This window comes from Amycolatopsis sp. NPDC048633, from assembly GCF_040650695.1.
Lineage (GTDB): Bacteria > Actinomycetota > Actinomycetes > Mycobacteriales > Pseudonocardiaceae > Amycolatopsis.
The window spans coordinates 149178-176043 of record NZ_JBEZHS010000003.1 but is presented as its reverse complement, the minus strand read 5'-3'; the positions used below and the strand labels follow the sequence as shown (position 1 = coordinate 176043).

Genomic DNA, 26866 nt, shown 5'->3' with positions numbered 1-26866 from the left:
GGTTACCAGGTTAACCGGCCCGCGCAACCCGGTTGTCACGAGGGGCACGTACCCCGGCCACCGTCACGCCGATCGCCACCAGCCACAAGGCGCCCGCGATCAGGCCGGCCGCGTGCAGGCCACCGAGGAACCCCGCGCCCGGCTCGCCCACGACCGCGCCGAGCACCGCGACACCGAGCGCGCCGCCGGCCTGCCGGGCGGTGTTGTTGATGCCACTGGCGACGCCGGCGCACCCGGGCGGGATGCCGCCGACCGCGGCCGTCACCACCGCCGCTGTCAGCAGGCCCATCCCGACGCCGAGCCCGAGCAGCGTCGGCAGGAGGTCCGGGTAGCCGCTGTTCCCGTTGAGCCGCACCAGGTTCAGCATGCCGAGCGCGCCCAGCGCCAGCCCGGCGACCATCAGCGGGCGCGGCCCGAAGCGGCCGGTCAGCCGGCCCGCGACCGGCGCCAGCACCGACAGCGGCCCGAACAGCGGCAGCACCTCGAGCCCTGCGGTCAGCGGCGACGCGTGGCGCATGCCTTGCAGGTACAGCGTCAGCACGAGGATCGCGCCGATGCCGGCGAAGTTCATCGAGGCTGCGACGAAGTTCGCGCCCAGCGTCCGCCGGGCGACGTCGAGGGGCAGCATGGGGTCCGGAGAGCGGCGTTCCACGGCCAGGAACGCCGCCAACGCGACGACCGCCACCACCGCGGCCACCACGCTGCCGCCGATGACCGCGTAGACGCCGGCGCCGAGGGCGGGCGCGGCGGTGACGACGCCGGCGACGTCGACCCGCCGGCCGGGCGCGCGGTCGCCGCGCGGCACGAGCCGCCGGGTCGCGAGGGCGGCCACCAGCACGATCGGGACGTTGAGCCAGAACACCGGCCGCCAGCCCGCCGCCGACACGACCGCGCCGCCGAGCACCGGGCCCGCCGCCAGCGCCAGGGCCGACACCCCGGCCCAGACGCCGAGGGCCCGCGCGCGCTCGGCGTGTCCCGGGTAGGCGTTCGTGATCACGGCGAGCGTGCCGGGCAGCAGCAACGCGGCGCCCAGCCCCTGCGCGGCCCGGGCGGCCACGAGCCACGACGCCGCCCCGGCGAGCCCGCACGCCGCCGACGCCGCGGCGAAGACCGCGAAGCCCGCGAGGACGACCCGGCGGTGACCGAAGACGTCACCGAGCGCGCCGCCGGTGAGCAGCAGCGCGGCCAGGACGACGGAGTAGCCGTCCACCACCCACTGCTGCGCCGCGAGGCCGCCGTGCAGGTCCGCGCCGATGGCGGGCAGGGCGACGTTGACGACCGTGACGTCCAGCTGCACGAGGAACATGCCGGCGCACATGGTGACGATGAGGGCGGAACGCATGTCCCCAGTGGACCGCGCGGACGCTTCCGTCGCGGTGGAAGTGTGCCGGGGGCATCCTGGAGGCATGGAAGGTGACGCCGACATCGCCCGCACCGCGGCGCTGTTCGCGGACCCGGCGCGGGTCCGCGTGCTGATCGCGCTCGCCGACGGCCGGGCGCTGGCGGCGTCCGTGCTGGCGGCCGAGGCCCGGCTGTCCGCGCCGGGTGTCAGCGCGCACCTGGCGAAGATGCGGGCGGCGGGCCTGGTCGTCGCCGAGAAGTCGGGGCGGCACCGGTTCTACCGGCTGGCCGGCCCGGACCCGGCCGAGCTGATGGAGACGCTGGCGCGGTTCTCGCCGTCCCAGCCGGTGTCGTCCTTGCGCGAAGGCACGCGCGCCGAGGCCTTGCGCACGGCCAGGACGTGCTACGACCACCTCGCGGGCCGGCTCGGGGTGGCCGTGACGTCGGCGCTGCTCGCGCGCGGCGCGCTGGCCGGGGCGGCGGACACGCGGCGGCGTCCGGACGACCGGATTTCGGCTCCCCTGCGCGAACACCCGTACACGCTGGGTCCTCATGCGACCGAAGTGTTCGGCTCGCTCGGCGTGGATCTCGACGCGGCCGCGGCCGGGCGCCGTCCGCTGCTGAAGTTCTGTTTGGACTGGAGTGAGCAGCGCCACCACCTGGCGGGCGCGCTGGGCGCGGCCGTCGCGACGAGGTTCGTGGACGCGGGCTGGGTGCGGCGGCGCGGCCAGGCGCAGCGCGCCCTGCGGCTGACGCCGGACGGAGCGCGGGCCCTGGACACGCATCTGGGTCTGGCGGACCTCGCCGCCTGACGGCGTGTCGTCGCGTCTGGCTCGCGTGTCGTCGTCTAGCGGTGGGCGGCCACCAGGTTCGCGTCGGGGCAGCAGCGGTCACAGGGAGTGAAGCCGAGCTGACGGGCCTCGCCGATACCGATCGGGATCCGGTCGCGGGCGCCCAGCCAGACGCAGGTCGTCAGGTGGTAGCGCGGGTGCTCGTCGACGACCACGACCTCGTCCTCGAGGTCGGCCAGGATGGCGATGTCGGCATCCGAGGTCTCTTCCTCGCCCGGGTCGGTCTCGGCTTCGGGCTCCGGCTCGGGCTGGGTTTCCGCCACCACCGGCTCGTCGGGCTCGGGCGTGTCGGCCGGATCCCCCAGGTCACCGGCGGCCGGGATGAGGACGGTCTGTTCTTCCTCGACCGGGCGCTCTTCCGCCGGGTGCTCTTCGGCCGGCGGTTCCTCGGAGACGGGCTCTTCGGCGGCCGGTTCTTCGGGCGCGGGCTCGGGGCGTGCCGACGAGCGACGCCGGCGGCGCAGCCAGTCGGCGACCAGGATCAGCCCGGCCAGCACCGAGAGGCCGATGGAAACCCACGCCCACAGCGAAGAAGCGGTGATGAGCGCGGAGACGAGCAACCCCAGAGCCGCCAGTACCAGGACCAGCACGATGTAAAGCACGCTGAATTACAGCACGAACGGGGCAAGATCGTCGGTCGACCCGCCCACGTGCGGTACCGGATCGACTCCGAACCGTGGCCCACCCCGCCGGCTCGTGCCGGCGGGGTGGGCCCGGAAGGAAATTACTCAGCCGGCCTCGGCCCGCGGGCCGAACGAGTAGCCCTGGCCGCCGCCCGACGAACCGGACGACTGCCCGGAGTTCGAGGAGGCCGAGGCCGGTGCCGCGGAGCCGCGGTCGTCGAGCTCGCGCAGCTGGGACTCGAGGAACCCGCGCAACCGGGTGCGGTACTCCCGCTCGATCGTGCGCAGCTCTTCGATCTTCTTGCCCAGCCCGCCCTTCTCGGAGTTCAGGCTGTTCATCGTCTCGGTGTACTTCCGCTGGGACTCGCGCTCCAGCGTGGTCGCCTTGTCGCGCGCCTGGCGCTCCAAGGTCTCCGCCCGGGTCCGCGCGTCGTTCAGCATCGTGTCGACGCGGGTCCGGGCCTCGTTCACCATCGAGTCGGACTTCGCCCGCGCGTCCGAGAGCAGCTGCTCGGACTTGGTGCGGGCCTCGGCCAGCATCCCGTCGGACTCGGTCTTCGCCTCGGCGGTCAGCCGGTCGGCCATCTCCTGGGCGAGCCCGAGGACCTTGGCCGCCTGCACGTTCGGCTCCGTGCTGTCGCCGACCATCGAGTGCGCCTGCGTCTGCTCCATGGCGGACTGCGGCGGCGGCACCGGCGCGAGGCGCCGGGACGGCTCTTCGCGCATCGGGGGTGGCGCGGATTTGGCGCTGTCGAGCTCGCCACGAGTCGACTCGAGCTCGGCGTCGAGCTGCTCCATCTGCTGGCGCAGCTCGTTGTTGTCCTCGATCAAGCGGGCCAGCTCGGTCTCCACCAGGTCGAGGAACGCGTCCACCTCGTCCTCGTTGTAGCCCCTCTTGCCGATGGGCGGCTTGCTGAACGCGACGTTATGCACGTCAGCGGGGGTCAACGACATCAGATCACCTCACGCACTCCATGGCCTGCAGGGTCCACCCAAGTTTCCCCGATCAACTTGGAGTCGCCAGTTGCATCGCGAAGAACACAACCAACAGCAGCACCATAATCGACAAGTCCAGTCCGACGCCGCCGATTCGAACCATCGGAATGATTCGTCTGAACAGACGAACCGGCGGGTCCGTCACTGTGTAGATGGTCTCGAGCGTCACCGCAACCCCCCCGGCCGGATGCCACTCACGCGCAAAAGTCCGGACGAGTTCGATCACGATCCGCGCCGTCAGCAGCAGCCAAAAGGCGAACAGCACGTACCAGACGACCAGCCACACAGCTTCCACGTACCTACTCTAACCGGGCGTCCTCGCAGAAGACGCAGTTGAGGGGGTCGACGCGGCATCGGGTCGACAAAATCACGTCTGCTTGCGCTCAGCGGTCAGCGCGACTTCACCCGCGCAGGAACAATCCGCCCTCGGCAATCCGCCGGCGGTCTTCCGCCGTGACGTCCACATCGGGCGGTGAGAGAAGGAACACCTTGTTGGTCACCTTGTCCATCGACCCGCGCAGCGCGAACGCCAGCCCGGCGGCGAAGTCGACGAGCCGCTTGGCGTCCGCGTTCTCCATCTCGGTGAGGTTGATGATCACCGGGATGCCCTCGCGGTAGTGCTCGCCGATGGCGCGCGCCTCCACGTAGCTCGTCGGGTGCAGGGTCGTGATCCGGCTCAGCGGGTCACGCAGCGGCGGGCGCGCCGGCTCGGTGACCGGGCGCAGGCGGGCCACCGGCTCCGGCTGCCGGTCCATCGCCAGCGCACCGTGGACGGCGGGCTCGGCTGACGCCACGGAGCGTGACCGGCTGCGGCTGACGGGCTCGTCGTAAGTGTCGTCGACGTCGCGGTACCGTGAGCGGGACGACCGCGGCGCCGGCTCCTCGTAGGAGTCGTAGTCGTCGTCGTAACCGCGCCGGTAGTCGTCCTCGGCCTCATAGCCGTCGTCGTCCGCGGGCACCATCCCGAAGTAGGCCTTCAGCTTCTGCAGCGCGCTCATGCCTCTCCCTAGCCCTAGCCGCTCCCGCACCAACGCTTCTCCACGCCGTCAGTGCCCCGCACGGGCGGCCACTAAACGTGACGACCGCGCGAGCTCCCTACGGCGAGGCTAAACCGCGTCCGCCGAGCAACGCGGTTCCGACACGCACACAGGTCGAGCCGTGCGTGATCGCCTGCTCGAGATCATGGCTCATCCCGGCAGAGACTTCTGCGGCATTCGGGTGATCTTTGCGGAGCCGCTCACCGGCCAGTGAGAGCCGTTCGAAGGCCGCCGCCGGGTCCGCGCCGAGGGGTGCGACGGCCATCAGGCCGCGAAGCCGCAGTTCACCCATGTGAGTGACAAGCTCGGCGAGCGCGCCGAGCTCGTCGAGCGGGCAGCCACCGCGCCCGGGGTCTTCGTCGAGGCTCGCCTGGATCAGCACGTCGAGGGGTTCGTCACGTATCTGGGCGTCGCGAGCCGCACGCACGGCCTTCGCGAGCGCGTCGGCGAGCCGGGCCGAGTCGAGGGACTGCACTTCCTGTGCCCACCCGACCACGGACCGCGCCTTGTTCCGCTGCAGCCGGCCGACCATGTGCCAGCGCAGCGTCGCGTCCGGCCGGAGCTCGGCGACTTCGGCCGCCTTCGGCCCGGCGTCCTGGTCGCGGTTCTCGCCGACGTCGGTGACACCGAGGTCGGCCAGCAGCGCGGCGTCCGAGGCGGGGAACGTCTTGGTGACCGCGACCAGCCGGACCTCCTCGCGCGCCCGGCCGGCGGCGCGGCACGCGGCGGCGATCCGCTCTTCGACCTCGGCGAGGTTCGCGGCCAGCTCGGCCTTGCGATCGGCGGTCATCCTTCGATCCAGGTGATCCCGGCGATCCGCCCGGTGGTCCCGTCGCGGCGGTAGCTGAAGAGCGTCTTGTCCTCGTTCGTGCACCGCGGGTCGACGCCGATCTTGCCGACACCCAGGTCCGCGAGCTGCCGCCAGAGCCCGGCGCGCAGGTCGAGCCCGGGCGTCCCCTTACGGGTTTTGCAGGCGCTGCCGGGAACGTGTTTCTCGACGTCGGCGGCCATTTCGGCCGGCACTTCGTAGCAGTCGCCGCAGATGGCCGGGCCGAGCAGCGCTTCGATCCGGTGCGGCTCGGCGCCCGCTTCGCGCATCGCGGCGACCGCCGCCGGGACGACGCCGACCCGCGTGCCGACGCGCCCCGCGTGCACCGCCGAGACCACTCCGGCTTCGGCGTCGGCCAGCAGGATGGGGACGCAGTCGGCGACGAGCACGACGAGCGCGACGCCGGGCGTCGCGGTCACGAGCGCGTCGGTCGCCTCGGCGGCCTGGGTCTCGGAGCCGTCCACAGTGGCCGCCGTGCGGCCGTGGACCTGTTCCATCCAGGCCAGCTTGTCTTCGGCCAGGCCCAGCTCGGCGGCGAGGCGCTTGCGGTTCGCGTAGACGTTGCCCTCGTCGTCACCGACGTGGTCGCCCAGGTTGAACGTGTCGTACGGCGGCCGGGACGCGCCGCCCGCCCTGGTCGTGACCACTCGCCGAACCCGCATGCCGTCATCCTCCCAAACGCCGTGAAGGCCACCTTGAGGGACTCAGAGTCCCTCAAGGTGGCCTTCACGGACCACAGTGTGTCGTCAGCGCCGCATGAACGGCGGGACGTCGACCTCGTCGTCCGACGGGTCGTCGTGCACCGGCATCGCGCGCCCGGGCAGGCTGCCCTGGGTCGCGTTGGAGCCCATCGGCGAGTAGCCGCGCGAACCGCCGCCCGGCTGCGGGAGCCCGCCCGAAGACTGGTTCCCCGTGGCCGAGGGCAGCGGCGAGTGCGACCGCGGCGGCGCGACCGGGTAGCCGGAGCTGCCGGCCGACGGCACCGGGGTGGCGCCCGACTGCGGGCTCGGCGGGTGCGAGACCTGGCCGGCCGAGGCCGACGCGGTGGTCCCGCCCGAGCGCGAGCCGGAGCCGAACGTCGACGGGTCGAGCTTCTTGTGCGTCGGCGCGCCGGCGTCGAACCCGGCGGCGATCACCGTGACGCGGACCTCGTCGCCGAGGGAGTCGTCGATGATCGTGCCGAAGATGATGTTGGCGTCCGGGTGCGCGGACTCCTGCACCAGCGATGCAGCCTCGTTGATTTCGAACAGGCCCAGATCCGAACCACCCGCGATCGAAAGCAGTGCGCCGTGCGCACCATCCATGGAGGCTTCGAGGAGCGGCGAGTTGATCGCCTTCTCCGCGGCCTGGATGGCCCTGCCTTCACCGCGTGCGCTCCCTATACCCATCAGGGCGGAGCCCGCACCGGACATGACGCTCTTGACGTCGGCGAAGTCCAGGTTGATCAGGCCCGGGGTGGTGATCAGGTCGGTGATGCCCTGGACACCGGACAGCAGCACCTCGTCCGCGGAGCGGAACGCGTCCATCAGCGACACGCCGATGTCGCCGAGCTGCAGCAGCCGGTCGTTCGGGATCACGATGAGGGTGTCGCACTCGTTGCGCAGCGACTGGATGCCGTCCTCGGCCTGCTTGCCGCGGCGCTTGCCCTCGAAGGTGAACGGCCGGGTCACGACGCCGATGGTCAGCGCGCCCAGCTTGCGGGCGATCTGCGCCACGACCGGCGCGCCGCCGGTACCCGTGCCGCCGCCTTCACCGGCCGTCACGAACACCATGTCGGCGCCCTTGATGACCTCTTCGATCTCTTCACGGTGGTCTTCGGCGGCCTTCTGGCCGACCTCGGGGGCGGCGCCCGCGCCGAGGCCACGGGTCAGCTCGCGGCCGATGTCCAGCTTGACATCGGCGTCGGACATGAGCAGTGCTTGGGCGTCGGTGTTCACCGCGATGAACTCGACGCCTTTGAGGCCGACCTCGATCATGCGGTTCACGGCGTTCACGCCGCCACCGCCGATGCCGACCACCTTGATCACCGCAAGGTAGTTGTGCGGGGGCGTCATCGAAGTCCGCCTTCCTGATCGTTGTGCCCGTACAGCCCGCCGGCCGGTGATCAACTCTCAACCTAAACCCCAGATTGAGAGTTATGTCAACTGCCGACGTTAGGCAGGACGGTAGGCACCAGGCAGGCTCTAATCCAGTAGGCACGCCGTGTGTCGCAAAGGTGTTTTGCCACAACACGTTCGAGCGCGCAAGACCTGGGAGCCGCGAGCACCCCTCCGGCCCCGTCTGCTATGGCGTGGGATCAGGCGGGCACGGGCATGCTCATGAGCACGTCCGTGGGCGCCCCGCTGGGCGATCCGCCGGCCTGTTCCAGGCTCACCGCGAGGTGGTCGGTGGACCCGATGCCGTCCGCCACGACCAGGCCACCGTCGCCGGAAGCGGCGATCACGCCCGCCGACCGCGGCGCGGCCGAGCCGGTGATCAGCCAGGCTTCGTACACCTTCCCGCCCGGCTGCGCCGGCAGCCCGGCGTCCATCACCATCACGCGGTTCAGGGACTTCGACAGGATGACCGTCACGCCGCCGCCGGTGGGCGCCTCGCCGTGCGCGGTTTTCGCGTCCGGCGCGGCGAGCAGCGCCGCCACCGGCTCGTAGCGCTGCTTCGCCTGGTCGAGCCGGGTCTGTGCGGTCTGCAGCTCCTGCTGCTGGGTCAGCGCGATCCCGCCGAACACCCCGCCCGCGGCGAGGCCGGCGACGGCGGCCGCGGCCGTCACGACGACCGCCCAGCGCGGGGCCCGCCCCGAGCGGCGGTGCCGTTCGGCGACCGGCCGGGTCCGCGGCGGCAGCTGACGCGTGGCGTGCATGGCGGCCAGGACGCGGTCCTTGAACTCCGGCGGCGGCTCCTCGGCCATCGCCGCGCCCAGCCGGGCCGCGGTCGCGCGCAGCTCGGCGACCTCCTGCGCGCACGACTCGCACTGCTCGAGGTGGCGGCTGAACTCCGCCCGCTCGAGGTCGGACACCGCGTCGAGCGCGAACGCGCCCGCCAGGGTGTGCATCTCGGGAGTGCTCACGCGGTCACCCCCAAGCAGTCCCGCAGGCGGATCAAGCCGTCCCGCAGCCGCGTCTTGATGGTTCCTTGCGGCGTCGACAGCACTTCGGCCACCTCGCGATACGTATAGCCCTGGTAGTAGGCGAGCAGCACGGACTCGCGCTGCAGATCGGTCAGGAAGGACAGGCACTTGCGCACCTGGGAGCGTTCGAGCCGCGCGGTGACGGACTCGGCGACCTCGTCGAACGGCCGGCCGCGGGCGGCTTCGAAGGTCGCCTTCTGCTCCCGCTCGGTGCTGGCGCGCGCCGAGCGGACGCGGTCGACGGCCCGGCGGTGCGCCAGGGTCATCGCCCAGTTCAGCGCCGAGCCCTTCTCGGGCGCGTACCGCGTCGCGGTGCGCCAGAGCTCGACGAGCACCTCCTGGGCGACCTCTTCGGACTGGGCGGCGTCACGCACGATCCGCCGCACGAGCCCGAAGATCGGCCCGGCGAACTGGTCGTAGAGCAGCTCGAAGGCCCGCTCGTCGCCCTTCGCGACACGCACCATCAGCTCCTCGGCGGTCGGCGCCGCGGGGGCGCCGGAGGGCTCGGAAGGTACTGACGCCACGGGGCGCGGGCGGGCCGGCTCATCCATGCAGCTGTCCTCCGGCGTTCTGCGGCGTGCGCGGCACGACCGCGGCCTTCCGCAGCCACAACGCGACGCCGTGGCGGCGGATCAGCGCGGACACCCGCTGCGGGAGCAGCGGCCGGGCCAGCACGAGCCGGACCAGCCACCGCGGGTTCACCGGGCGGCGAACACCCCGAAGCGTAGCGACCAGTGGCGTCGAGGTCCCGCGGCGCAACGCCACGGTGAGGTCGAGCAACGCTTCCGGGTGGGGCAGGCGCATCCGGTACTCGCCGTCCATCTCCTGGAACGGCGAGACGTAGAACTGCTTGTCCGCGCGGGCGCGGCCGGCCTCGTCGGGGTGCAGCAGGTAGGCGTGCCGGCCGCCGTAGGTGTTGTGCACCTCGGCGACGACGCAGGCGAGCCGGCCGCCGTCGTCGTGGCACCAGTAGACGCTGATCGGGTTGAACACGTATCCGAGCACGCGCGCGGCGGCCAGCATCACGACCTTGCCGCCGCGCAGGTCGACCCCGCGTTCGGCGAGCCACGAGTCGAGCTTCTCCCGGATCCCCCGCGGGTCGCCGGCGACGAAGTGGTCGCGGTCGTCGAACCGGGCGAACGGGCGCGCCCACCACGGCAGCCGCGGCGGCGCGTCGAGGTCGACGAGCCACAGGTACACGCGGTGCGCGAAGGAGTGCGGCGGGTCGATCCGCCGCATGTGCGCGACCGTGGCGTCGTAGAGCGCGTTCGTCACCAGGCGACCCCCAGGCTTTCGGCGGCGCGGGCCCCCGAAGAGCAGCCGTCCTCGTGGAAGCCCCAGCCGTGGTAGGCGCCGGCGTAGGCGAGCACGCCGTCGTTGAGCTCGGGCAGCCGTCGTTGCGCCGCAACGGCTTCCGGGGTGTAGACCGGGTGCTCGTAGCGCATCTTCGCGACCAGCGCGTCCTTGCCGGGACCGTCACCGGGGTTGAGCGTGACGACGTAGCCGGTCGGCTCGTCCAGCCGCATCAGGCGGTTCATGTCGTAGCTGACCTGGACCGCGCCGGTCGGGGCGCCGCACACGGGGGCCCGGTAGTTCCAGCCCGCGCGGGCGTCGGCCAGCGACGGCAGCACGCTGGTGTCGGTGTGCAGCCAGGCTTCGTTCTCGGAGTAGCGGAACGCGCCGAGCACGTCGCGCTCGGCGGCGGTCGGGTTGGCCAGCAGGGACAGCGCCTGGTCGGCGTGCGTCGCGACGACGACCCGGTCCACCCGGTGCGGGGTGTCGGCGTCGTCACGGATTTCGACGCCGCGGGCGGTCCGCAGCACTGACCGCACGGGCGTCGAGAGGTGGACGGCGGTGAGCTGCTTGGCCGCGCGTTCGACGTATTCGCGGGACCCGCCGACGACGGTCCGCCAGGACGGCGAGTTCTTGACGCTCAGCATCCCGTGGTTGCGGAGGAACTCGAACAGGTAGCGCGCCGGGTAGCGCAGCGTGTCGCTGCGGTCCGCCGACCAGACCGTCGAGACCAGCGGCAGCATGAAGTGGTCGACGAAGTAGCGGGTGTAGCCGCCGATGGCGAGGAACGCGCCGAGCGTGACGTCGCCGGCTTCCTTCGCCTCCAGCAGCCGCTTCGCGTGCCGGTGGAACCGTTTCACCTCGCTGAGCATGCGCAGGTAGCGGGGCCGCGCGAGGTTGCCGCGCTGGGCGAACAGCCCGGGCAGCCCCTTCGCGCCGGCGTACTGCAGGCCGCAGCCGTCGCACCGGATGCTCATCGACATCTCGGTGTCGCGGGTGCGCACGCCGAGCTCCCCGAACAGCTTCAGCAGCGTCGGGTAGGTGCGCTCGTTGTGGACGATGAAGCCCGAGTCCACGCCGATGGTGCCGCCGTGGGCGCTGGGCACGTCGTGGGTGTGCGCGTGCCCGCCGAGCCGGTCGTCGGACTCGAACAGCAGGACCTCGTGCTTGCGTTGCAGCAAGTAGGCAGCAGTCAGTCCGGCCACCCCGCTGCCGATGACGGCGATGCGTTCTCCCGTGATCTCCACACCGGTACTTCGCCGCCGCGCCGGATGTGGATTGGATGGACGCGGCACCAATCCACCACGCCGGACGGAGCGAATCCCGGACATGCCGAACAGCACCGCGCACCGCCTCGCCTCGTTCGCCGAAAAGCTCCTCGGCGGGCAGCTCCCCGTGGGCTTGCGGACCTGGGACGGAACCCGCGCCGGCCCAGTGGACGCGCCCACTGTCGTCCTCCGCAACCGCCGCGCCCTGCGCCGCCTGCTCTACGCACCCGGCGAGCTGGGGCTCGCCCGCGCCTACGTGACCGGTGACCTCGACGTCGAGGGAGACCTGACGGACGGCTTCCGCCGGATCTGGGCCCTCACCCGCACGGGTGAGCTCAATCGAGTGAAGATCGGCCCGCGCGACTGGGCCGAAGCCGTCTCCCTCGCCGCTCGACTGGGGGTCGTCGGCCTGCCGCCGAAGCCGCCCGTCGAAGAAGCCCGGCTGACGGGCAAGCTGCACAGCCTGCTGCGCGACAAGTCCGCCATCGCCCACCACTACGACCTGGGCAACGCCTTCTACCAGCTGCTGCTGGACGACTCGATGGCCTACTCCAGCGCGTACTTCACCTCCGACGAGCCCGGCTACGGCCTGGCGGAGGCACAGTCCGACAAGCTCGAGATGATCTGCCGCAAGCTGGGCCTGCGACCGGGCATGCGGCTGCTCGACGTCGGCTGCGGCTGGGGCTCGCTGCTGGTCCACGCGGCCAAGCACCACGGCGTGCACGCCGTCGGCATCACGCTCTCGGCCGAGCAGCTGCAGCACATCCGCGGCCGGCTCGCCCAGCACGACCTCGAAGACCGCGTCGAGGTGCGCCGCCAGGACTACCGCGAGCTGCCGGACGCGCCGTTCGACGCGGTCGCGTCGATCGAGATGGGCGAGCACGTCGGCGAGGTCAACTACCCGGCCTACACCGCGACGCTGCACCGCATGGTGAAGCCCGGCGGGCGGGTGCTCATCCAGCAGATGTCCCGCGGCAACGTCGCGCCCGGCGGCGGCGCGTTCATCGAGCGCTACATCGCCCCCGACATGACGATGCGGCCGGTGGGCCGGACGGTCGGCCACCTCGAGTCGGCCGGCCTCGAGGTCCGGGACGTGCACGCGATGCGCGAGCACTACGTCTGGACGGTCCGGGCCTGGGCCGACACCCTGGAGGAGAACTGGGCCGACGTCGTCGCGCTGATCGGCGAGACGGGTGCGCGGGTCTGGCGGCTCTACCTGGTCGGTGGGGCACTGGCGTTCGAGGAGAACCGGATGGGCGTGGACCAGATCCTGAGCGTGCGGCCCGACGAGCACGGCGGCAGCGGCATGCCGGCGACGCGGGAGTGGAACTGATGCCCCTCGGCGGCACGCTGCTGGTCACCGCCGGCGTCACGCTCGTCGCGGTGGTGGTGACTTTCGGGATCGCGCGGGCACGCAAGCGGTACGACACGGTGGACACGTTCTGGGGGCTCGGCTTCGCGATCGTCGCGGCCGCCGCGTTCCCGTTCGGTGACGGGCCGCTGTCCCTGCGGCTGGTCGTCACGGTGCTGACCGTGGTCTGGGGTGTGCGGCTCTCCGTGCACCTGCACCTGCGCAACCACAAGCTGCCCGAAGACCCGCGGTACGCGCGGATGCGGCAGGATCCGCTCCGGATCTTCGTGCGTGTCTACCTGTTCCAGGGTCTGGTGCTGTACTTCGTCTCGCTCCCGGTGCAGTTCGCCGGGTACGGCACCGGGATCGGCGCACTGGGCTGGCTCGGCGTACTCGTGTGGCTGGTCGGCTTCGCGTTCGAGACCGTCGGCGACGACCAGCTGCGCCGGTTCAAGGCCGACCCGTCGAACAAGGGCAAGGTGCTCGACACGGGGTTGTGGCGCTACACGCGGCACCCGAACTACTTCGGCGACGCGTGCGTGTGGTGGGGCCTCTATCTGCTGGCCTGCTCGACGTGGCCGGGCGCGGCGACCATCCTCTCCCCCATCGCGATGACGTTCACCCTGGCTCGCGGCACGGGGAAACCCATGCTGGAGAAGGGAATGGCGAAGACCCGCCCGGCGTACGCACACTACGTCGAGCGGACCAGCGGCTTCTTCCCCCTGCCGCCCAAGAAGGTCACTCCCCGGTGAGCCCGTCGGTCAGCTCGCGCAGCACGTCGAGGTGGCCGACGTGCCGGGCGGTCTCCTCGATCATGTGCGTGAGGACCCAGCGGACGTTGAAGGTCTCGTCCTTGTGCGTCACTTCGTCGTCCAGCTCGTGCTTCGCGACGATCTCGCGGCTGCGGGCGCACTGGGTTTCGTAGCCGGCGAGCAGCTGGGCCAGTGTCGTCTCGGGCGGGATCCGGAACTCCGCGTCCGGGTCCTGCTCGAGCTTCGCCTCCCAGGTGTCCTCTTCGCCGTCGACGACCACGGCGAACCAGAACCACTCGTTCAGCGTGAGGTGGGCGAGCAGGCCGGCGATGGTCGTCAACTCGCTCGGCAGGTGCACCTGCCGGACCTGGTCTCCGGTGAGCCCTTGGCTCTTCCAGGCGACGGTGGCGCGGTGGTAGTCGAGCATCGCGGTGAGGATCTCGGACTCCCCGCCGGTGAGCGGGACGTTCGGGCGCTGCGGTCGTTCGGTCATGTCCGGGAGTCTGCCAGGCACCACCGACAGGTTTTCCGGATTACCTTGCGCACGATGTAATCGTGGGCTAGGTTTACGGGCGTGCCGGATGAGTTCCTGTTGGACGAGCAAACCTGCTTCGCGCTCTACGCGGCGTCGCGCGCGGTGACGGACACGTACCGTCCCCTGCTCGGCGAACTGGGGCTCACCTACCCGCAGTACCTGGTGCTGCTGGTGCTGTGGGAGTCCGACGCCCGGCCGGTCAAGGAGATCGGCGAGGCGCTGCACCTGGACTACGGCACGCTTTCCCCGCTGCTCAAACGACTCGAGGCCAACGGGCTGCTGACGCGGGCGCGCCTGCCCGCGGACGAGCGCACCGTGGTGATCAGCCTGACCGAGGAGGGCCGTTCCCTGCGCACCCGCGCGGCGGGCGTCCCGTCGGCCATCGGCTGCGCGCTCGGCCTCGACGACACCGAGCGGCGACAGCTCATCGACACCCTGCGGCGGCTGACAGCGTCGGCCGCTTCGTACTCATCTGGAGGCTTTGATGCCCAGCCGTGACGCGACCACCCACTGGACCGGCGGACTGCAGAAGGGGACGGGCGAGGTCACCCTGGACTCGTCCAACGCCGGCACGTTCTCCGTCTCGTTCCCGACCCGCGCGGGCAGCCCGGACGGCCAGACGAGCCCCGAGGAGCTCATCGCGGCGGCGCACTCGTCGTGCCTGGCGATGAACCTGTCGGGCGTGCTGGAGGCCCAGCAGCTGACGGCGGACTCGATCGACGTGAGCGCGGAGGTGACCCTCGGCCCGGCAGCCGGCGGCGGCTTCGAGATCAGCGGCATCGCGATCACGCTGCGCGCGTCCCTGCCCGGCGTGAGCGCCGAGCAGTTCGCGGAGTACGCGGAGACGGCCGAGAAGACGTGCCCGGTGTCGAAGGCCCTGGCCGGCACGACGATCACGATGGACGCGGCCCTCAGCTGAGTCCCCAGCGCCCCAAGGCGGCCTTGGTTGCGTCTCACGCACCGAAGGCCGCCTTGGGTGCGTCTGACGCAACCAACGCCACATTGGGGCGCTATCAGCGAGTCTCGGCCTTGGCTCGATAAGTCGACTTCTTCGCCTGGTTCCCGCAGATCTCCATCGAGCACCACCGTCGCGTTCCCGGGCGTGACGTGTCGAGGAACAGCGCGCCGCACGCCGGACCGGCGCAACGGCGGACCCTCGCGAACTCCGGTGACGTCACCAGCTCCAGTGCGTCCCGGACCAGCAGGGCCAGCATCGCCGACGCCGGATCGTCCGCCTGCCAACGCAGTTCGCCCGACGGCGTCAGGGCGGGCGCAGGGACCGGCAAGGCCGCGAAGCTGTTCAGGCGCTGTCGCAGCGAGGGACGCAAGGCGTCCGTGAGCAACGCGTGGATCGACTCGCGCGCCGCCCACGCATCGTCCACCGACGCAGGGCGCACCGGTGTCCCGAACGGGCCGAACGCGTCGATCCACGCTCCCCACGCCGATGCGTCCGGGAGTTCCTCCACCGGAGCGGGTGTTCCGCGGTAGCGCAGCGTCCGGATGAAGTCGAGGCACAGTCTGCCCGCTCCCGCGCGGAATCGGTCCGTCATTCTGGTCACAGTACGCCGGAACCGGTTTGACTGGTACCGTCGGGAACCGATCAAACCGGTTCCACGAGGGGGCGCGCATGACCGAGACCGAGCAGAAAGCCCCGCCCGGCTGGCTCGTGCTGCTGCTGGCCGTCTCCTGTGGACTGACCGTCGCCAACCTCTACTACGCCCAGCCGCTGCTCGCCGAGCTGCGGCAGACCTTCGGCGTCGGCGAGGCCGCCGCCGGCGGGGTCGTCACCGCCACCCAGATCGGCTACGCCGCCGGGATGCTGCTGCTCGTCCCGCTCGGTGACCGCCTCGAGAACCGCGGGCTCGTCGCGACGCTGCTCGCGGTCGCGTGCGCCGGCCTCGTCGTCACCGGCGTCGCCCCGGGGTTCGTCGTGCTGCTCATCGCCTCCCTCGTCGTCGGGGCGACGTCGGTCGTCGTGCAGATCCTCATCCCGTTCGCCGCCGACATCTCCCCCGACGCCATCCGCGGCCGGATCGTCGGGCGCGTCGTGAGCGGGCTGCTGTTCGGCATCCTGCTCTCGCGCGTGGTCGCCAGCTTCCTGGCCGAGGTGACGAGCTGGCGCGTGGTGTTCCTGATCTCGGCGGCCGCGATGGCCGCGCTCGCCGTCGTGCTCCGGTTCATCCTGCCGCGCCGCGCACCCAAGACCGACGTCCACTATGGACAGCTGCTGCGCTCGACCCTGGCGATGTGGAAGAAGCACCCCGACCTCCGCCACCGCGCGCTGTACCAGTCGGCGATGTTCGGGTCGTTCAGCGCGTTCTGGACGACGATCGCCTTTGTGCTGACCGCACCACCGTTCAACTACAGCCAGCTGGGCGTCGGCCTGTTCGCCCTGGCCGGGGCGGCCGGCGCCGCGGTGGCGCCGCTGGCCGGGCGGTGGTCCGACCACGGCCACGGCCGGCAGCTCACCGCGGGCGCGTTCGTGCTGTGCGCCGCGGCTTTTGCGCTCGCCGGCTTCGGCGCGCACAGCGTGATCCTGCTGGCGATCGCGGCGATCGCGGTCGACATGGCCGTCCAGGCGACACTGGTGACCGGCCAGCACGTGATCTACCAGCTCGACCCGTCGGCCCGCGCCCGGGTCAACAGCATCTACCTGGGCACGTTCTTCATCGGCGGCGCGATCGGCTCCCAGGCGGGCTCGATCGCCTACCACCTCGGCGGCTGGACGGCGGTCGTCGTCTTCGCCGGCGTCCTCCCGCTGCTCGGCCTGGCCGGAATGACACGCACCCGGGTGTGAAATCGATGAATTCGACAAAACCCGTCCACCGTCCACAGTGCAGCCGAAAAGCCCAGACGCTTGCCGCAATGGATTCAGTCCATAAGCGGCTTTACGGCCGCAAATGTCCGGAAGTGACGAAAACCGGACAAAAACGGTAACTCTCCAGCTGATCGACACGACGACTCCGGTGCCACCCAACTGGAGGTCTCGGGATCATGGCCTGGAACCCTCGTCGTCGCCTGTCGGTCACCCTTCGAAAGAACCGCAAGCACGTGGCCCGGGGAGTGGTTCTCCTCCTCGTCCTGGCCCTGCTGCCCCCGGCCCAGAACGCCGGCCTCGCGCCGCTGCTGACCACCGCCGCGCCCGGGGCCGGGGTGGCCGACGTGCCCGCCCACCCGGACGGCGTGTCCTTCAACCCCAACCAGCTCAAGGGAATCCAGGCGGCCGACCCCGGCACCGGGGTCAACCTGATCGAGCCGCCGACGGCGAACAACAGCGGCGAAGCGCGGCTGGGCTACCCGATCGAACTGCCGCCGGGCCGGGGTGACGCGCAGCCGCAGCTGTCGCTCGCGTACAACTCGTCGGGCACCGGCGGCTGGGCCGGCGCCGGGTGGGACCTGCCGGTGTCGTCGATCACCATCGACACCCGCTGGGGCGTGCCGCGCTACGACGCCGGCCTCGAAACCGAGACCTATCTGCTCGACGGCGAACAGCTCACCCCGGTGGCCAATCGGACGCCACTGCAAGCGCGGACCGCGGAAAAGGTGTTCCACACCCGTGTCGAAGGACAATTCCGCAAAATCGTCCGGCACGGTGCCACCCCGCGCGAATATTGGTGGGAGGTCACCGACAAGAAAGGCACGCGGTCGATCTTCGGTGGTCCCGCCACCGCCACCGCCGACAGCACCACCCTCACCGACGACGCGGGCGACATCGCCGTCTGGGCCCTGAGCGAAACCCGGGACACCCACGACAACTTCGTGCGCTACCACCACGTCCGGGTGAGCGACCCGGGCGTCATCGGGGGCACCGTGCCCGGCGTCGCGCTGTACGCGAAGAAGATCACCTACACCGGCCAGGGCAAGATCGAAGGCCGCTACAGCATCACCTTCACCCGGGACCGCGAGCGCGGCGAGCCCCGGCGGCCGGACGTCGTGATCGACGGGCGGAACGGGTTCAAGCAGGTCACCGCCGATCTGCTGCGCCGGGTCGACATCCTCATCGACGACAAGCCGATCCGAAGCTACGAGCTGAACTACCGCACCGGCGCCTTCGCCAAGACCCTGCTGCGGTCGGTGACGCAGTTCGGCGAAGACGGCTCCCCCTTCACCACGCACACCTTCGACTACTACGACGACATCCGCACCGCCGACGGCGGGTACCAGGCGTTCGGCGACCCGCTCGGGTGGGGCGTCCCGGGCGACTCTCTCGGGGAAAGCGTTCCCGGCGGCCACGCGAGCGCGCTGTCGGCAACCACCTCGCGCAGCGCCGGCGGGCACCTCTACGTCGGGTTCAACCCGGCCGTGCCCCGCAAGTCCGGCTCCGCGGGCGCCAAGGCCGGCTTCAGCGCCGGCACGTCCGAGGGCCTGCTCTCCCTGACCGACGTCAACGGCGACTCGTTGCCGGACAAGGTGTTCCGGACCGGCGCCGGCGTCTTCTACCGGCCGAACCTGGCCGGGCCCGGCGGCGCGCCGAAGTTCGGCGACACCCCGATCAAGCTCTCGAACCTGCCGGGCATCTCGGAAGAGTCGACCCGGTCGACGACCTCGGGGGTCGAGGCGTACTTCGGGGTGGCCGCGCAGCTGGACCAGGTCTCGACCACGACGCGCACCGACCGGTACCTCACCGACGTCAACGCCGACGGCATCGCCGACCTGGTGAACGACGGCGGTGTGCTGTTCGGCCACCTCGACGCCCAGGGCAACCCGGTCTACACCGCCGACAGCAACGACACCCCGGTGCCGATCGGCAGCGGCACCGCCGGCGGGACGATCGTCGGCGACCAGACCGCCGAGATCGAGCGGCAGGTCGACGCCTTCCCGCTGCTCGACAGCGTGCGCCGGTGGATCGCGCCCTACGACGGCACCGTGCGGATCGCCGGCGCGGCGAAGCTGACCGCCGACCCCGGTGCCGACCGCGCCGCCGACGGCGTCCGGGTGGCCGTGCAGCACGAGGACACCGAGCTGTGGGCGCAGCGCATCACCGCGCGCGACCACGCCGGGTACGCACCGTCCGGTGTGGACAGTGTCGCGGTGCACCGCGGCGACCGGCTCTACTTCCGCGTCCAGTCGGTCGCCGACGGCCGCTTCGACCAGGTCGACTGGGATCCCGACGTCACCTACACCGGGGTCACGCCGGCGACCGACGTCAACGGCCTCGACGCCTACCGCTACCTCGCTTCGCGCGACTTCACCCTGGGCGGCCGGCCCTCGACGGTCACCGCTCCCCTGACCGGCACCCTGCACCTCTCTGGTGACGTGGCCAAGGTCGGCCCGACGACCGACGACGTCGCGGTGGTGATCACGCGCAACGGCGCCGACGTCTTCAGCCGCACCCTGCCCGCGGCGAGCGGGACGACCGTGCCGATCGACCTCGACATCCCGGTGTCGGCGAACGACACGCTGTCCTGGCGGCTGAAGGTGGATTCCCCGATCGACGCGGGGACGCTGAACTGGGTGCCGCGAGCGCACTACGTCGCGGCCGCGGGCGGCGTACCGGTCGTCGACCAGCAGGGCAACCCCACCCTGGTCATCGACCCGCCGTTCGACCTGGACCTGTACCCGGTCGACAGCTCCACCGCACCGCAGGGCACCTACACCGCGGACCGCGCCGGCGACCTGGTCGTCCAGCCCGAGCTGGCGCTCGACGGGGACGCGCACGTCGTGTTCACCGTCAAGCGGCGCGGCGCGCTGCTGGCCAAGCGCGTGATCGACGTCGTCGCCGGCGAGGTGCCGGCCCCGGAGTCCCTGCGGGTGACCGTGCCGGTGGCCGAAGGTGACGAGCTGTTCTTCGACTACTCGGCGCTCGACACCGGGCTGCCGGCGAAGGTGATCACCCAGTCGGCGTCGGTCAGCACCGACGGCATGGCCTTCACACCGGTCCCGAGCGCGGTGCACGCCGCGGCCGAGCAGGGTGCCTTCGCGCAGCCCTACCGCGGCTGGGCGGCCATCGGCTACCAGGGCAACCGCGACCGCGCGACGGCGCCGATCAAGCAGTCCGACCTCGTGCTCGACGCGAGCTACCGCGACAAGATCCCGGGCGCTCCCCAGGAATCGGACGTGCCCGGCTTCGACGGGCGCGTCAGCCGGCCGAACGCGGTCGTGCTCGCGCCGCGGCCCGCGCTGGACCGCTGGGGCAGCGACGACGGCAACACGTGGGTCGCCGCCGGCGGCGCGGCCTCGTCCCGGTTCGGCACCGACCGCATCGACGTCGCCCAGGACGCGGACCTCGCCGGCGCGACCGGCGTGTCCCGGGTGGCGCGCACGCAGCAGGTCTCGACCACGTTCGGCGCGAGCCTGCCCGGGATCCCGATCGGGGCCGGGGCGAGCGTGGCCCGCGGCCGCAGCTCCGGGCAGGTGGACTTCGTCGACCTCAACGGCGACCGCTTCCCCGACGTCGTCGGCCCGGCCGGGATCCAGTACTCCGACGTGACCGGCGGGCTCGGCGCGACGCGGGGCAGCCTCGGCACCGGCAGCGTGCGCGAATCCGACTCCACGGCGTTCACGGCGTCGGCGAACGCCGGCAGCCCCGCGCGGACCGAAGCCAACGGACGCGGTCAGTCCGCGCCCTCGGCGGACCGGTCGGCCACCACGGCGGAGTCCGGCAGCGAGCTGCCGAACCTCGGGATCGGCGGCAGCGTCGGCGGCGGTGAGTCCGACGCCGCGTTCGACCTGCTGGACATCAACGGTGACACCCTGCCGGACCGCGTCTACGCCGACGGGACCGCGGCGCTCAACCTCGGGTACCGGTTCGCGGCGCCCGAACCGTGGCCGGGTGGCCCGCTCGCCGACTCCACCACCCGCAGCAGCGCCGCCAACCTCGGGTTCAACACCGACTTCTACGGTCTGGCGGGCGGCGTCTCCGCCACCACCAGCCAGGCGAAGACCGAAGCCGGGCTCCAGGACGTCACCGGCGACGGCCTCGCGGACCGCGTGTTCTCCCGCAACGGCCAGCCCCTGTCCGTCGCGATCAACACCGGCAGCGGCTTCACGGCCCCGACGCCGTTCGGCGGCAGCCAGGCCGGGATCACCACCGACTCCGCCGCGAACCTCGGCGCGGGTGCCTACTTCACCTTCGGGTTCTGCCTGGGCATCCTGGCCGGCGGCTGCGTCGTGTTCAACCCCGGCGCCGACACCTCCCGGGGCATCGGGCGGGCCGAGGTCGCGCTGCGGGACGTGAACGGCGACGGGTACGCCGACCAGGTCCGCTCCACCCGCGACGACGAGCTGGTCGTCGCGGAGAACCGGACCGGGCGCACGAACCTGCTGCGCACGGTGAACCGCCCGCTGGGCGCCCGGTTCGAGCTCGACTACACCCGCGACGGCAACACGGAGAACCTGCCGCAGTCGCGCTGGGTGCTGTCGCGCACGACGCTGTTCGACGGCCACCCGGGTGACGGCCAGGACCTCCAGACGTCCACCTTCCGCTACACCGACGGCCGGTTCGACCGGCTGGAAAGGCAGTTCACCGGCTACGGGCGCGTGCTCAGCGAACAGCGCGACCCCGGCGCGGGCGACGCGGTCTACCGCAGCACCACCAGCGAATACCGCACCGACACGATTTACGCGCGCGGCTTGCTCACCCGGACCTTCACCGCCGACGGCGGCGGGCGCCTGTTCACCGAAACGCTCAACAGCTACGTCCTGCGGGACGTGGCCACCGGCAAGGTCGCGGACCCGGCGAGCACCGGTGCCACGGTGTTCCCGCTCCTCGCGCGCACCGAAGAGCGGTTCTACGAAGGTGGCGCGGCAGCGGGCAAGACGACCGCGACCGAGAACGAGTACGACCAGTTCGGCAACCTGACCCGCGTCCTCGACACCGCGGACACCGGGGCCGCTGACGACGTCGAGACCAAGATGCGGTACACGGCGACCGACCCGGCCTGCCGCGACCGCAACATCGTGGGCCTGCCCGACGTCCTGGACGTGGTGGCCGTCGCGGCCAAGGCCACGACCCGGCACCGGGAGTCCACAGTGGACTGTGCGACCGGTGACGTCCGGCAGGTGCGGGCGATGCTGGCCGACGGTTCGAAGGCCGTCACGGACCTGGAGTACCTCGGCAACGGCAACCTCAAGGCCGTCGTCGGGCCGGCGAACAAGGCCGGCCAGCGGTACCGGCTGGACTACGGCTACGACCCCGTGGTCGGCGTCCACATCGAGACCATCGTGGACAGCTACGGCTACCGCACGGTCACCACGCACAACTACAAGTACGGCTTGCCGGAGTCCACGCTGGACAAGAACTTCCAGCGCGTGCACACGAACTACGACCGGTTCGGCCGGGTGTCCTTCGTGGCCGGACCGTACGAGATCCCGGAGAACCGGGTGACCGTGAGCTTCGAGTACCACCCCGAAGCCGTGGTTCCGTACGCGGTCAGCCGGCACATCGACACCACGGCCGGCAGCGTCCGGGACGACACCATCGACGTCGTCCAGTTCACCGACGGGCTCGACCGGGTGCTGCAGACCAAGAAGGACGCGAGCGTCCCACCCGAGCCCGGGGCGGACCCGGTGGCCGTGATGACCGTGTCCGGGCACGCGGTGTACGACTTCGCCGGGCGCGCCGTCGAGCAGTTCTACCCGGTCACCGAACCGAAGGGAGACCACAACTTCACGTTCAGTGGCGCGGTCGACCCCGTCACCCCGACGCGGCTGGGCTACGACGTCCTCGACCGCACGACCCGCACCGTGATCCCGGACGGCAGCGAGTCCGCCACGGCGTTCGGGTTCGGGCCCGACCGGTCCGGCACGACCCGGTTCGAAACGGTCTCCACCGACGCCAACGGCAAGCAGCGCCGCAGCTACTCCGACACGCGGGAGCTGACCACCGCGGTCAAGGAAGCCAACCCCGCCGGCGGCCAGCCGGTGATCTGGACGAGCTACGGCTACGACGCGATGGGCCAGATCACGTCCGTCGCCGACGACCGCGGCAACGCGACGAAGGCGGCGTACGACAACTTCGGCCGGCGCACGGTCGTGGAGAGCCCGGACTCGGGAAAGGTCGAGACCGCCTATGACCTGGCCGGCAACGTCACCGGCAAGGTGACGCCGCAACTGCGCGCCCAGCGCAAGGCGATCCAGTACGACTACGAGTTCACGCGCCTGACCGGGATCCGGTACCCGGTCTTCACCGGCAACGACGTCACCTACACCTACGGCGCGCTGGGCGCTCCGGAGAACGGCGCCGGCCGGATCACGTCGACCCACGACGCCGCCGGCACGGTGACCCGCGGCTACGGACCGCTCGGCGAGCTGACGCGGGAAACCCGGACGCTCGGCAGCGACGTGGGCACCAAGGACGACCGGGCGAAGTCGTTCACCACGACGACCCGGTACGACACCTGGAACCGGGTGCTGGAGACCACCTACCCCGACGGGGAGGAGCTCACCTACGGCTACGACACCGGCGGCCAGGTCACCACGGCCATCGGGGTCAAGGGCAGCAATCAGTACACCTACCTGGCCCGGCTGGACTACGACAAGTTCGAGCAGAAAGTCCTGCAGGAGACGGGTTCCGGCGTCCGGACGACGTACGGCTACAACGAGACCGACCGGCGCCTGGCCACGCTGAAGTCGGCCCAGCCCGACGGAAACACGTTCCAGAACCTCTCCTACGGCTACGACGAGGTCGGCAACGTCACGACGCTGACCAACGACGTCGCGGTGCCGGGCGCCAAGGAGCTCGGCGGGCCCAGCAGCCAGACCTACGGCTACGACGACCTCTACCGGCTCACCTCGGCGACCGGCTCGTACCGCAACGACAACGCGAAGCTCGACCACTACCGGCTGGACCTCGCCTACGACACGATCAACAACACCACGACCAAGCAGCAGAAGCACGAGCTCACGGCCCCGTCGGGGGCCACCCAGCCGCAGGGCAAGACCAGCTACACGCAGAAGTACACCTACGCCGACCGGCCGCACGCGCCGAGCAAGGTCGGCACCGACGTCCAGAAGTACGACGCCGGCGGCAACCTGATCGACATCACCGGCGGCAGGAGCGCCGACGCCGCGGGTGCGGACTCCGTGGTGCTGGCCGCCGACACCGGCGGCGGCCAGCGGACCCAGTTCGTCTGGAACGAGGAGAACCGGCTCGAGTGCGCCTACGACGACGAAGACGACACGGTCAAGCAGGAACCCGCGTCCTGTGACGACAAGGGCGACCAGCCCACCGTCCGGTTCGTCTACGACGACGCCGGCAACCGGGTCGCCAAGGAGGGCAAGCAGACCCACGTCGCGATCGGCACCACCTACAGCCGGGTCGACGGCAAGGCCGTCAAGCACTACTTCCTCGGTGACACCCGGTTGCTGTCCAAGAAGGCCGGCGACTCGGGCTACGAGCACGACCAGTTCTACTTCCACGCCGACCAGCTGGGCTCGGCCACGTACGTCACCGACGAACGCGGCAAGCTCGCCTCGCACCAGGAGTACTTCGCCTACGGGGAAAGCTGGGTCGAGGAGAACAAGACCCAGGAACCGGTGCCGTACCAGTACAACGGCAAGGAGTTCGACAAGGAGACCGGGCTCTACTTCTACGGCGCCCGCTACTACAACCCGCGGACGAACCTCTGGCAGAGCGCCGACCCCGCCGCCGGCTCCTATTTGGACGGTGCACCGAACGGCGGCGTCGCCCAGCCGTTCAACCTGGCGTCCTACAGCTACGCGTCGGACAACCCGGTGCGGCTGGCCGATCCGGACGGGCTCAGCACGTGGAACCGGGTCATCGGCGGGCTGAAGCTGGTCGGCGGGTTCTCCGAAGCCGCCACGGGAGCCGCGTTCGGCGTGGCGGCGTCGTGGACCGGCGTCGGCGCGGTCGCCGGAGCCGTGGTGTTCGTCCACGGCGCCGACACCGCGGCCACCGGCCTGCGGCAGCTCGTCTCCGGCGAGGACGAGAGCTCGCTGACCAGCCAGGCCATCCAGGCGACGACCGGGCTGAGCAAGCAGTCCGTCGACCTGGGCGAAGCCTCCGCTTCCTTCGGCGCCTCGATGGTCATGTCGGCGGCCACCCGGTCACCCCAGCTCCTCGGGATGACGGCCGGCGGCGGTGGCGGTGGCGGCGCCCGGACGGTGGGTGCCACCGGCCTGATCGCCGGCGGGCTGTCGCAGCCGGGCGCGCTGCGCACCGCCGCGGTCGAGGTGCACAACCTGGCTCTGGCCGAGAAGGGCGGGCACATCAGGCACGCGATGTCCACCGTGGCGTTGCACGAAACGAGGCTGGCCGACGGCACGACGGCGATCTTCGCCGCGCGTTCCGGTGGCTCGCTGTCGACCGCGCAGAAAGCCCGCCTGGTGGAGCTCGGCGTGCCGGAAGCCAATCTCGTCAGCGGGCCGCTGCACGCGGAGATGAACATCCTCAGGGCGGTACCGGAGGGCGCGACGCAGGTCCGGTGGGGCATCGCCCAGGCGAAGTACAACAAGCCGCTACCGTGCCCGGACATGTGCGCGAAGATCGTCACGGGCATCATCGAGGGAGCCGAATGACGTCGGTCGACATCGGCTCGCTGGTCGGCGAGACGACCAGCGGGCTGGCCACTCGCCCCCCGGCGGACGGCTGGGCGGCCTGCGCCTCGATCTGGGCGCGGGTCTACGTCCGAGCCGGCCCCGGGTGGGTCAAGTGGCCGCACCTGCGGACCGCGGCCGACGCGGCGTTCGGCACGGCGCTGGCCCGGGCCACGGGTTCGGCCGATCCGGCGGACGAGGACCTGGCGCGGCTCGGCGCGTTCGACGTCGAAGACGACGGGTCGCCCGAGTGGCAGCACGTCCTCGACGTCACGACGATGCTGTTGGCCGCCCTGGCGGACGACGACCTCGAGTCCACCTTGCGGGCGACCGTGACGACGTACCTGGAGGGCGCGTTCACGATGCTGGCCAACGACCACGCCCGAGCCGCCGGGCGCCCGCTCCGCCAGCCGGAGGCGGAGCGGGCCCTGGCCGGCGACGAACGCTGGCAGCGCGCGGTCGGGTTCGTCCGCGCGTTGTGAGCTAGGAGAACACCGCCCGGTTCGCCTCGGCCCATTCGGCGTACGTCGTCCCGGGGCGGCCGAGCAGCTTCTCGACGACGCCGGTCGGGACCTGCGGGTGCCGGAGGGATTCCTCGAAGCCGTCCAGGAGCCAGTCGACGGCCTGTTCGGGGACGCCGTACCCGACCCACTGCGCGCGCTGCTCGGCGCGGGTCAGCTCGTGGAAGCGGATTTCTTTGCCCAGCACGGATTCCAGGGTCTCGACCTGGCCACGCAGGCTGATCGCCTCGGGTCCGCTGAGGACGTAGGTGGCGGTTTCGTGGCCTTCGGTGGTGAGCACGTGGGCGGCCACGGCGGCGATGTCTTTCAGGTCGATCGGGGTCTGGGTCGCGTCGCCGTAGGCCATCGCGGCTTCGCCCGCGTGGACCATGGGCGCCCAGTCGAGGGTGTTGTTCATGAAGACGCCGGGCCGCAGGAACGTCCACGCGAAGCCGGCTTCGCGGACCGCCTTCTCGACAGCGCCGTATTCGTTGCCGCTGGAGCCTTCGTGGTCGTCGCCGACGCTGCTGCCCGACAGCGCGACGACCCGCTTGATGCCCGCTTCGGTGGCCAGTTCGCAGAACTTTCGGACGGTCCGCGCCATCGGAGCGAGGTACACGGCGTCGACACCCTCCAGCGGCAGTGTCGACGGTTTCGCGAGCGACCCGACGACCACCTCGGCTTCCGGCGGCAGCTTCGCGCGGCCGGGGTCGATGGTCAGCGCCCGCACGGGTACGCCGGCTTCGAGCAGCTCGTCCACCACCAGGCGGCCCACGCTGCCGGTCGCGCCCGTCACCAGGATCGTCATGACACCCTCCTCATTCTCGTATGCCATACGAGATCGTACGGCATACGAGAACCAGGATGCCC

Annotated in this window: 23 protein-coding genes; 8 read left to right on the top strand and 15 right to left on the bottom strand. The window is 71.3% G+C overall.

Annotated features, from left to right (window positions below; genetic code table 11):
- Window positions 1-10: 10 nt before the first annotated feature.
- Window positions 11-1342, bottom strand: coding sequence for an MFS transporter (locus AB0C38_RS09475; protein ID WP_360669174.1), 1332 nt, complete (start codon window positions 1340-1342; stop codon window positions 11-13).
- A gap of 64 nt (window positions 1343-1406) precedes the next feature.
- On the opposite strand from AB0C38_RS09475, the gene AB0C38_RS09470 reads away from it, so the two are divergent.
- Window positions 1407-2153, top strand: coding sequence for a metalloregulator ArsR/SmtB family transcription factor (locus tag AB0C38_RS09470; RefSeq protein ID WP_360669171.1), 747 nt, complete (start codon window positions 1407-1409; stop codon window positions 2151-2153).
- Between the two features lie 35 nt (window positions 2154-2188).
- On the opposite strand, the gene AB0C38_RS09465 is transcribed toward AB0C38_RS09470, so the two are convergent.
- The 11 genes from AB0C38_RS09465 to AB0C38_RS09415 all read right to left on the bottom strand — a co-directional run bounded on the left by AB0C38_RS09465 (window position 2189) and on the right by AB0C38_RS09415 (window position 11341).
- On the bottom strand, window positions 2189-2794 hold the full coding sequence (locus AB0C38_RS09465) for a hypothetical protein (protein ID WP_360669168.1): 606 nt from the start codon (window positions 2792-2794) through the stop codon (window positions 2189-2191).
- Window positions 2795-2920: 126 nt separating this feature from the next.
- A complete protein-coding gene (locus tag AB0C38_RS09460) occupies window positions 2921-3769 on the bottom strand; it encodes a DivIVA domain-containing protein (protein WP_360669166.1) in 849 nt (282 codons plus the stop codon).
- A gap of 52 nt (window positions 3770-3821) precedes the next feature.
- The gene (locus tag AB0C38_RS09455) at window positions 3822-4097 is read right to left on the bottom strand and encodes a YggT family protein (protein WP_072477845.1); all 276 of its coding nucleotides are present in this window, start codon (window positions 4095-4097) and stop codon (window positions 3822-3824) included.
- Window positions 4098-4212: 115 nt separating this feature from the next.
- Window positions 4213-4809, bottom strand: coding sequence for a cell division protein SepF (gene sepF / locus AB0C38_RS09450; protein ID WP_360669163.1), 597 nt, complete (start codon window positions 4807-4809; stop codon window positions 4213-4215).
- 97 nt (window positions 4810-4906) lie between these two features.
- Window positions 4907-5638: a YggS family pyridoxal phosphate-dependent enzyme gene (locus tag AB0C38_RS09445; RefSeq protein WP_360669160.1), complete on the bottom strand. Its 732-nt coding sequence runs from the start codon at window positions 5636-5638 to the stop codon at window positions 4907-4909.
- Window positions 5635-6339, bottom strand: a complete 705-nt coding sequence (pgeF, locus tag AB0C38_RS09440; RefSeq protein ID WP_360669157.1) for a peptidoglycan editing factor PgeF — start codon at window positions 6337-6339, stop codon at window positions 5635-5637. Before pgeF ends, AB0C38_RS09445 begins: the two co-directional genes overlap by 4 nt.
- An 84-nt stretch (window positions 6340-6423) precedes the next feature.
- Window positions 6424-7731: a cell division protein FtsZ gene (gene ftsZ, locus AB0C38_RS09435; RefSeq protein ID WP_360669154.1), complete on the bottom strand. Its 1308-nt coding sequence runs from the start codon at window positions 7729-7731 to the stop codon at window positions 6424-6426.
- A 242-nt stretch (window positions 7732-7973) separates the two neighbouring features.
- The gene (locus AB0C38_RS09430) at window positions 7974-8726 is read right to left on the bottom strand and encodes an anti-sigma factor (protein ID WP_360669956.1); all 753 of its coding nucleotides are present in this window, start codon (window positions 8724-8726) and stop codon (window positions 7974-7976) included.
- Between the two features lie 11 nt (window positions 8727-8737).
- Window positions 8738-9352, bottom strand: a complete 615-nt coding sequence (gene sigK / locus AB0C38_RS09425) for an ECF RNA polymerase sigma factor SigK (RefSeq protein WP_360669151.1) — start codon at window positions 9350-9352, stop codon at window positions 8738-8740.
- Entirely contained in the window at window positions 9345-10079 is a 735-nt protein-coding gene (locus AB0C38_RS09420; RefSeq protein ID WP_360669954.1) for a DUF1365 domain-containing protein, read from the bottom strand. Before AB0C38_RS09420 ends, sigK begins: the two co-directional genes overlap by 8 nt.
- On the bottom strand, window positions 10073-11341 hold the full coding sequence (locus AB0C38_RS09415) for an FAD-dependent oxidoreductase (RefSeq protein WP_360669148.1): 1269 nt from the start codon (window positions 11339-11341) through the stop codon (window positions 10073-10075). The genes AB0C38_RS09420 and AB0C38_RS09415 overlap by 7 nt, the downstream gene beginning before the upstream one ends.
- An 82-nt stretch (window positions 11342-11423) precedes the next feature.
- Between AB0C38_RS09415 and AB0C38_RS09410 the strand changes: the two genes are divergently transcribed.
- Both AB0C38_RS09410 and AB0C38_RS09405 read left to right on the top strand, forming a co-directional pair.
- Complete coding sequence (locus AB0C38_RS09410; RefSeq protein WP_360669145.1) at window positions 11424-12695, top strand: cyclopropane-fatty-acyl-phospholipid synthase family protein; 1272 nt, start codon at window positions 11424-11426, stop codon at window positions 12693-12695.
- Window positions 12695-13465 carry a DUF1295 domain-containing protein gene (locus tag AB0C38_RS09405; protein ID WP_360669951.1) on the top strand — a complete coding sequence of 257 codons (771 nt, stop codon included), beginning with the start codon at window positions 12695-12697 and terminating at the stop codon, window positions 13463-13465. Before AB0C38_RS09410 ends, AB0C38_RS09405 begins: the two co-directional genes overlap by 1 nt.
- Here AB0C38_RS09405 and AB0C38_RS09400 read toward each other — a convergent pair.
- On the bottom strand, window positions 13452-13958 hold the full coding sequence (locus AB0C38_RS09400; RefSeq protein WP_360669142.1) for a DinB family protein: 507 nt from the start codon (window positions 13956-13958) through the stop codon (window positions 13452-13454). The genes AB0C38_RS09405 and AB0C38_RS09400 overlap by 14 nt on opposite strands.
- A gap of 81 nt (window positions 13959-14039) precedes the next feature.
- Between AB0C38_RS09400 and AB0C38_RS09395 the strand changes: the two genes are divergently transcribed.
- Both AB0C38_RS09395 and AB0C38_RS09390 read left to right on the top strand, forming a co-directional pair.
- Window positions 14040-14498, top strand: coding sequence for a MarR family transcriptional regulator (locus tag AB0C38_RS09395; protein WP_360669139.1), 459 nt, complete (start codon window positions 14040-14042; stop codon window positions 14496-14498).
- Entirely contained in the window at window positions 14485-14919 is a 435-nt protein-coding gene (locus AB0C38_RS09390) for an OsmC family peroxiredoxin (protein WP_360669136.1), read from the top strand. The genes AB0C38_RS09395 and AB0C38_RS09390 overlap by 14 nt, the downstream gene beginning before the upstream one ends.
- Before the next feature lie 94 nt (window positions 14920-15013).
- Here the strand turns inward: AB0C38_RS09390 and AB0C38_RS09385 are convergent, their stop codons facing one another.
- On the bottom strand, window positions 15014-15550 hold the full coding sequence (locus AB0C38_RS09385; RefSeq protein WP_360669133.1) for a CGNR zinc finger domain-containing protein: 537 nt from the start codon (window positions 15548-15550) through the stop codon (window positions 15014-15016).
- Window positions 15551-15627: 77 nt separating this feature from the next.
- Here AB0C38_RS09385 and AB0C38_RS09380 point away from each other — a divergent pair, with 77 nt between their 5' ends.
- The 3 genes from AB0C38_RS09380 to AB0C38_RS09370 all read left to right on the top strand — a co-directional run bounded on the left by AB0C38_RS09380 (window position 15628) and on the right by AB0C38_RS09370 (window position 25978).
- On the top strand, window positions 15628-16797 hold the full coding sequence (locus AB0C38_RS09380; protein WP_360669130.1) for an MFS transporter: 1170 nt from the start codon (window positions 15628-15630) through the stop codon (window positions 16795-16797).
- Between the two features lie 254 nt (window positions 16798-17051).
- On the top strand, window positions 17052-25478 hold the full coding sequence (locus AB0C38_RS09375) for a SpvB/TcaC N-terminal domain-containing protein (protein WP_360669127.1): 8427 nt from the start codon (window positions 17052-17054) through the stop codon (window positions 25476-25478).
- Window positions 25475-25978: a hypothetical protein gene (locus AB0C38_RS09370; RefSeq protein WP_360669124.1), complete on the top strand. Its 504-nt coding sequence runs from the start codon at window positions 25475-25477 to the stop codon at window positions 25976-25978. Before AB0C38_RS09375 ends, AB0C38_RS09370 begins: the two co-directional genes overlap by 4 nt.
- 1 nt (window position 25979) lies before the next feature.
- Here AB0C38_RS09370 and AB0C38_RS09365 read toward each other — a convergent pair whose 3' ends face one another.
- Window positions 25980-26804, bottom strand: coding sequence for an NAD(P)H-binding protein (locus AB0C38_RS09365; protein WP_360669121.1), 825 nt, complete (start codon window positions 26802-26804; stop codon window positions 25980-25982).
- Window positions 26805-26866 lie beyond the last annotated feature (62 nt).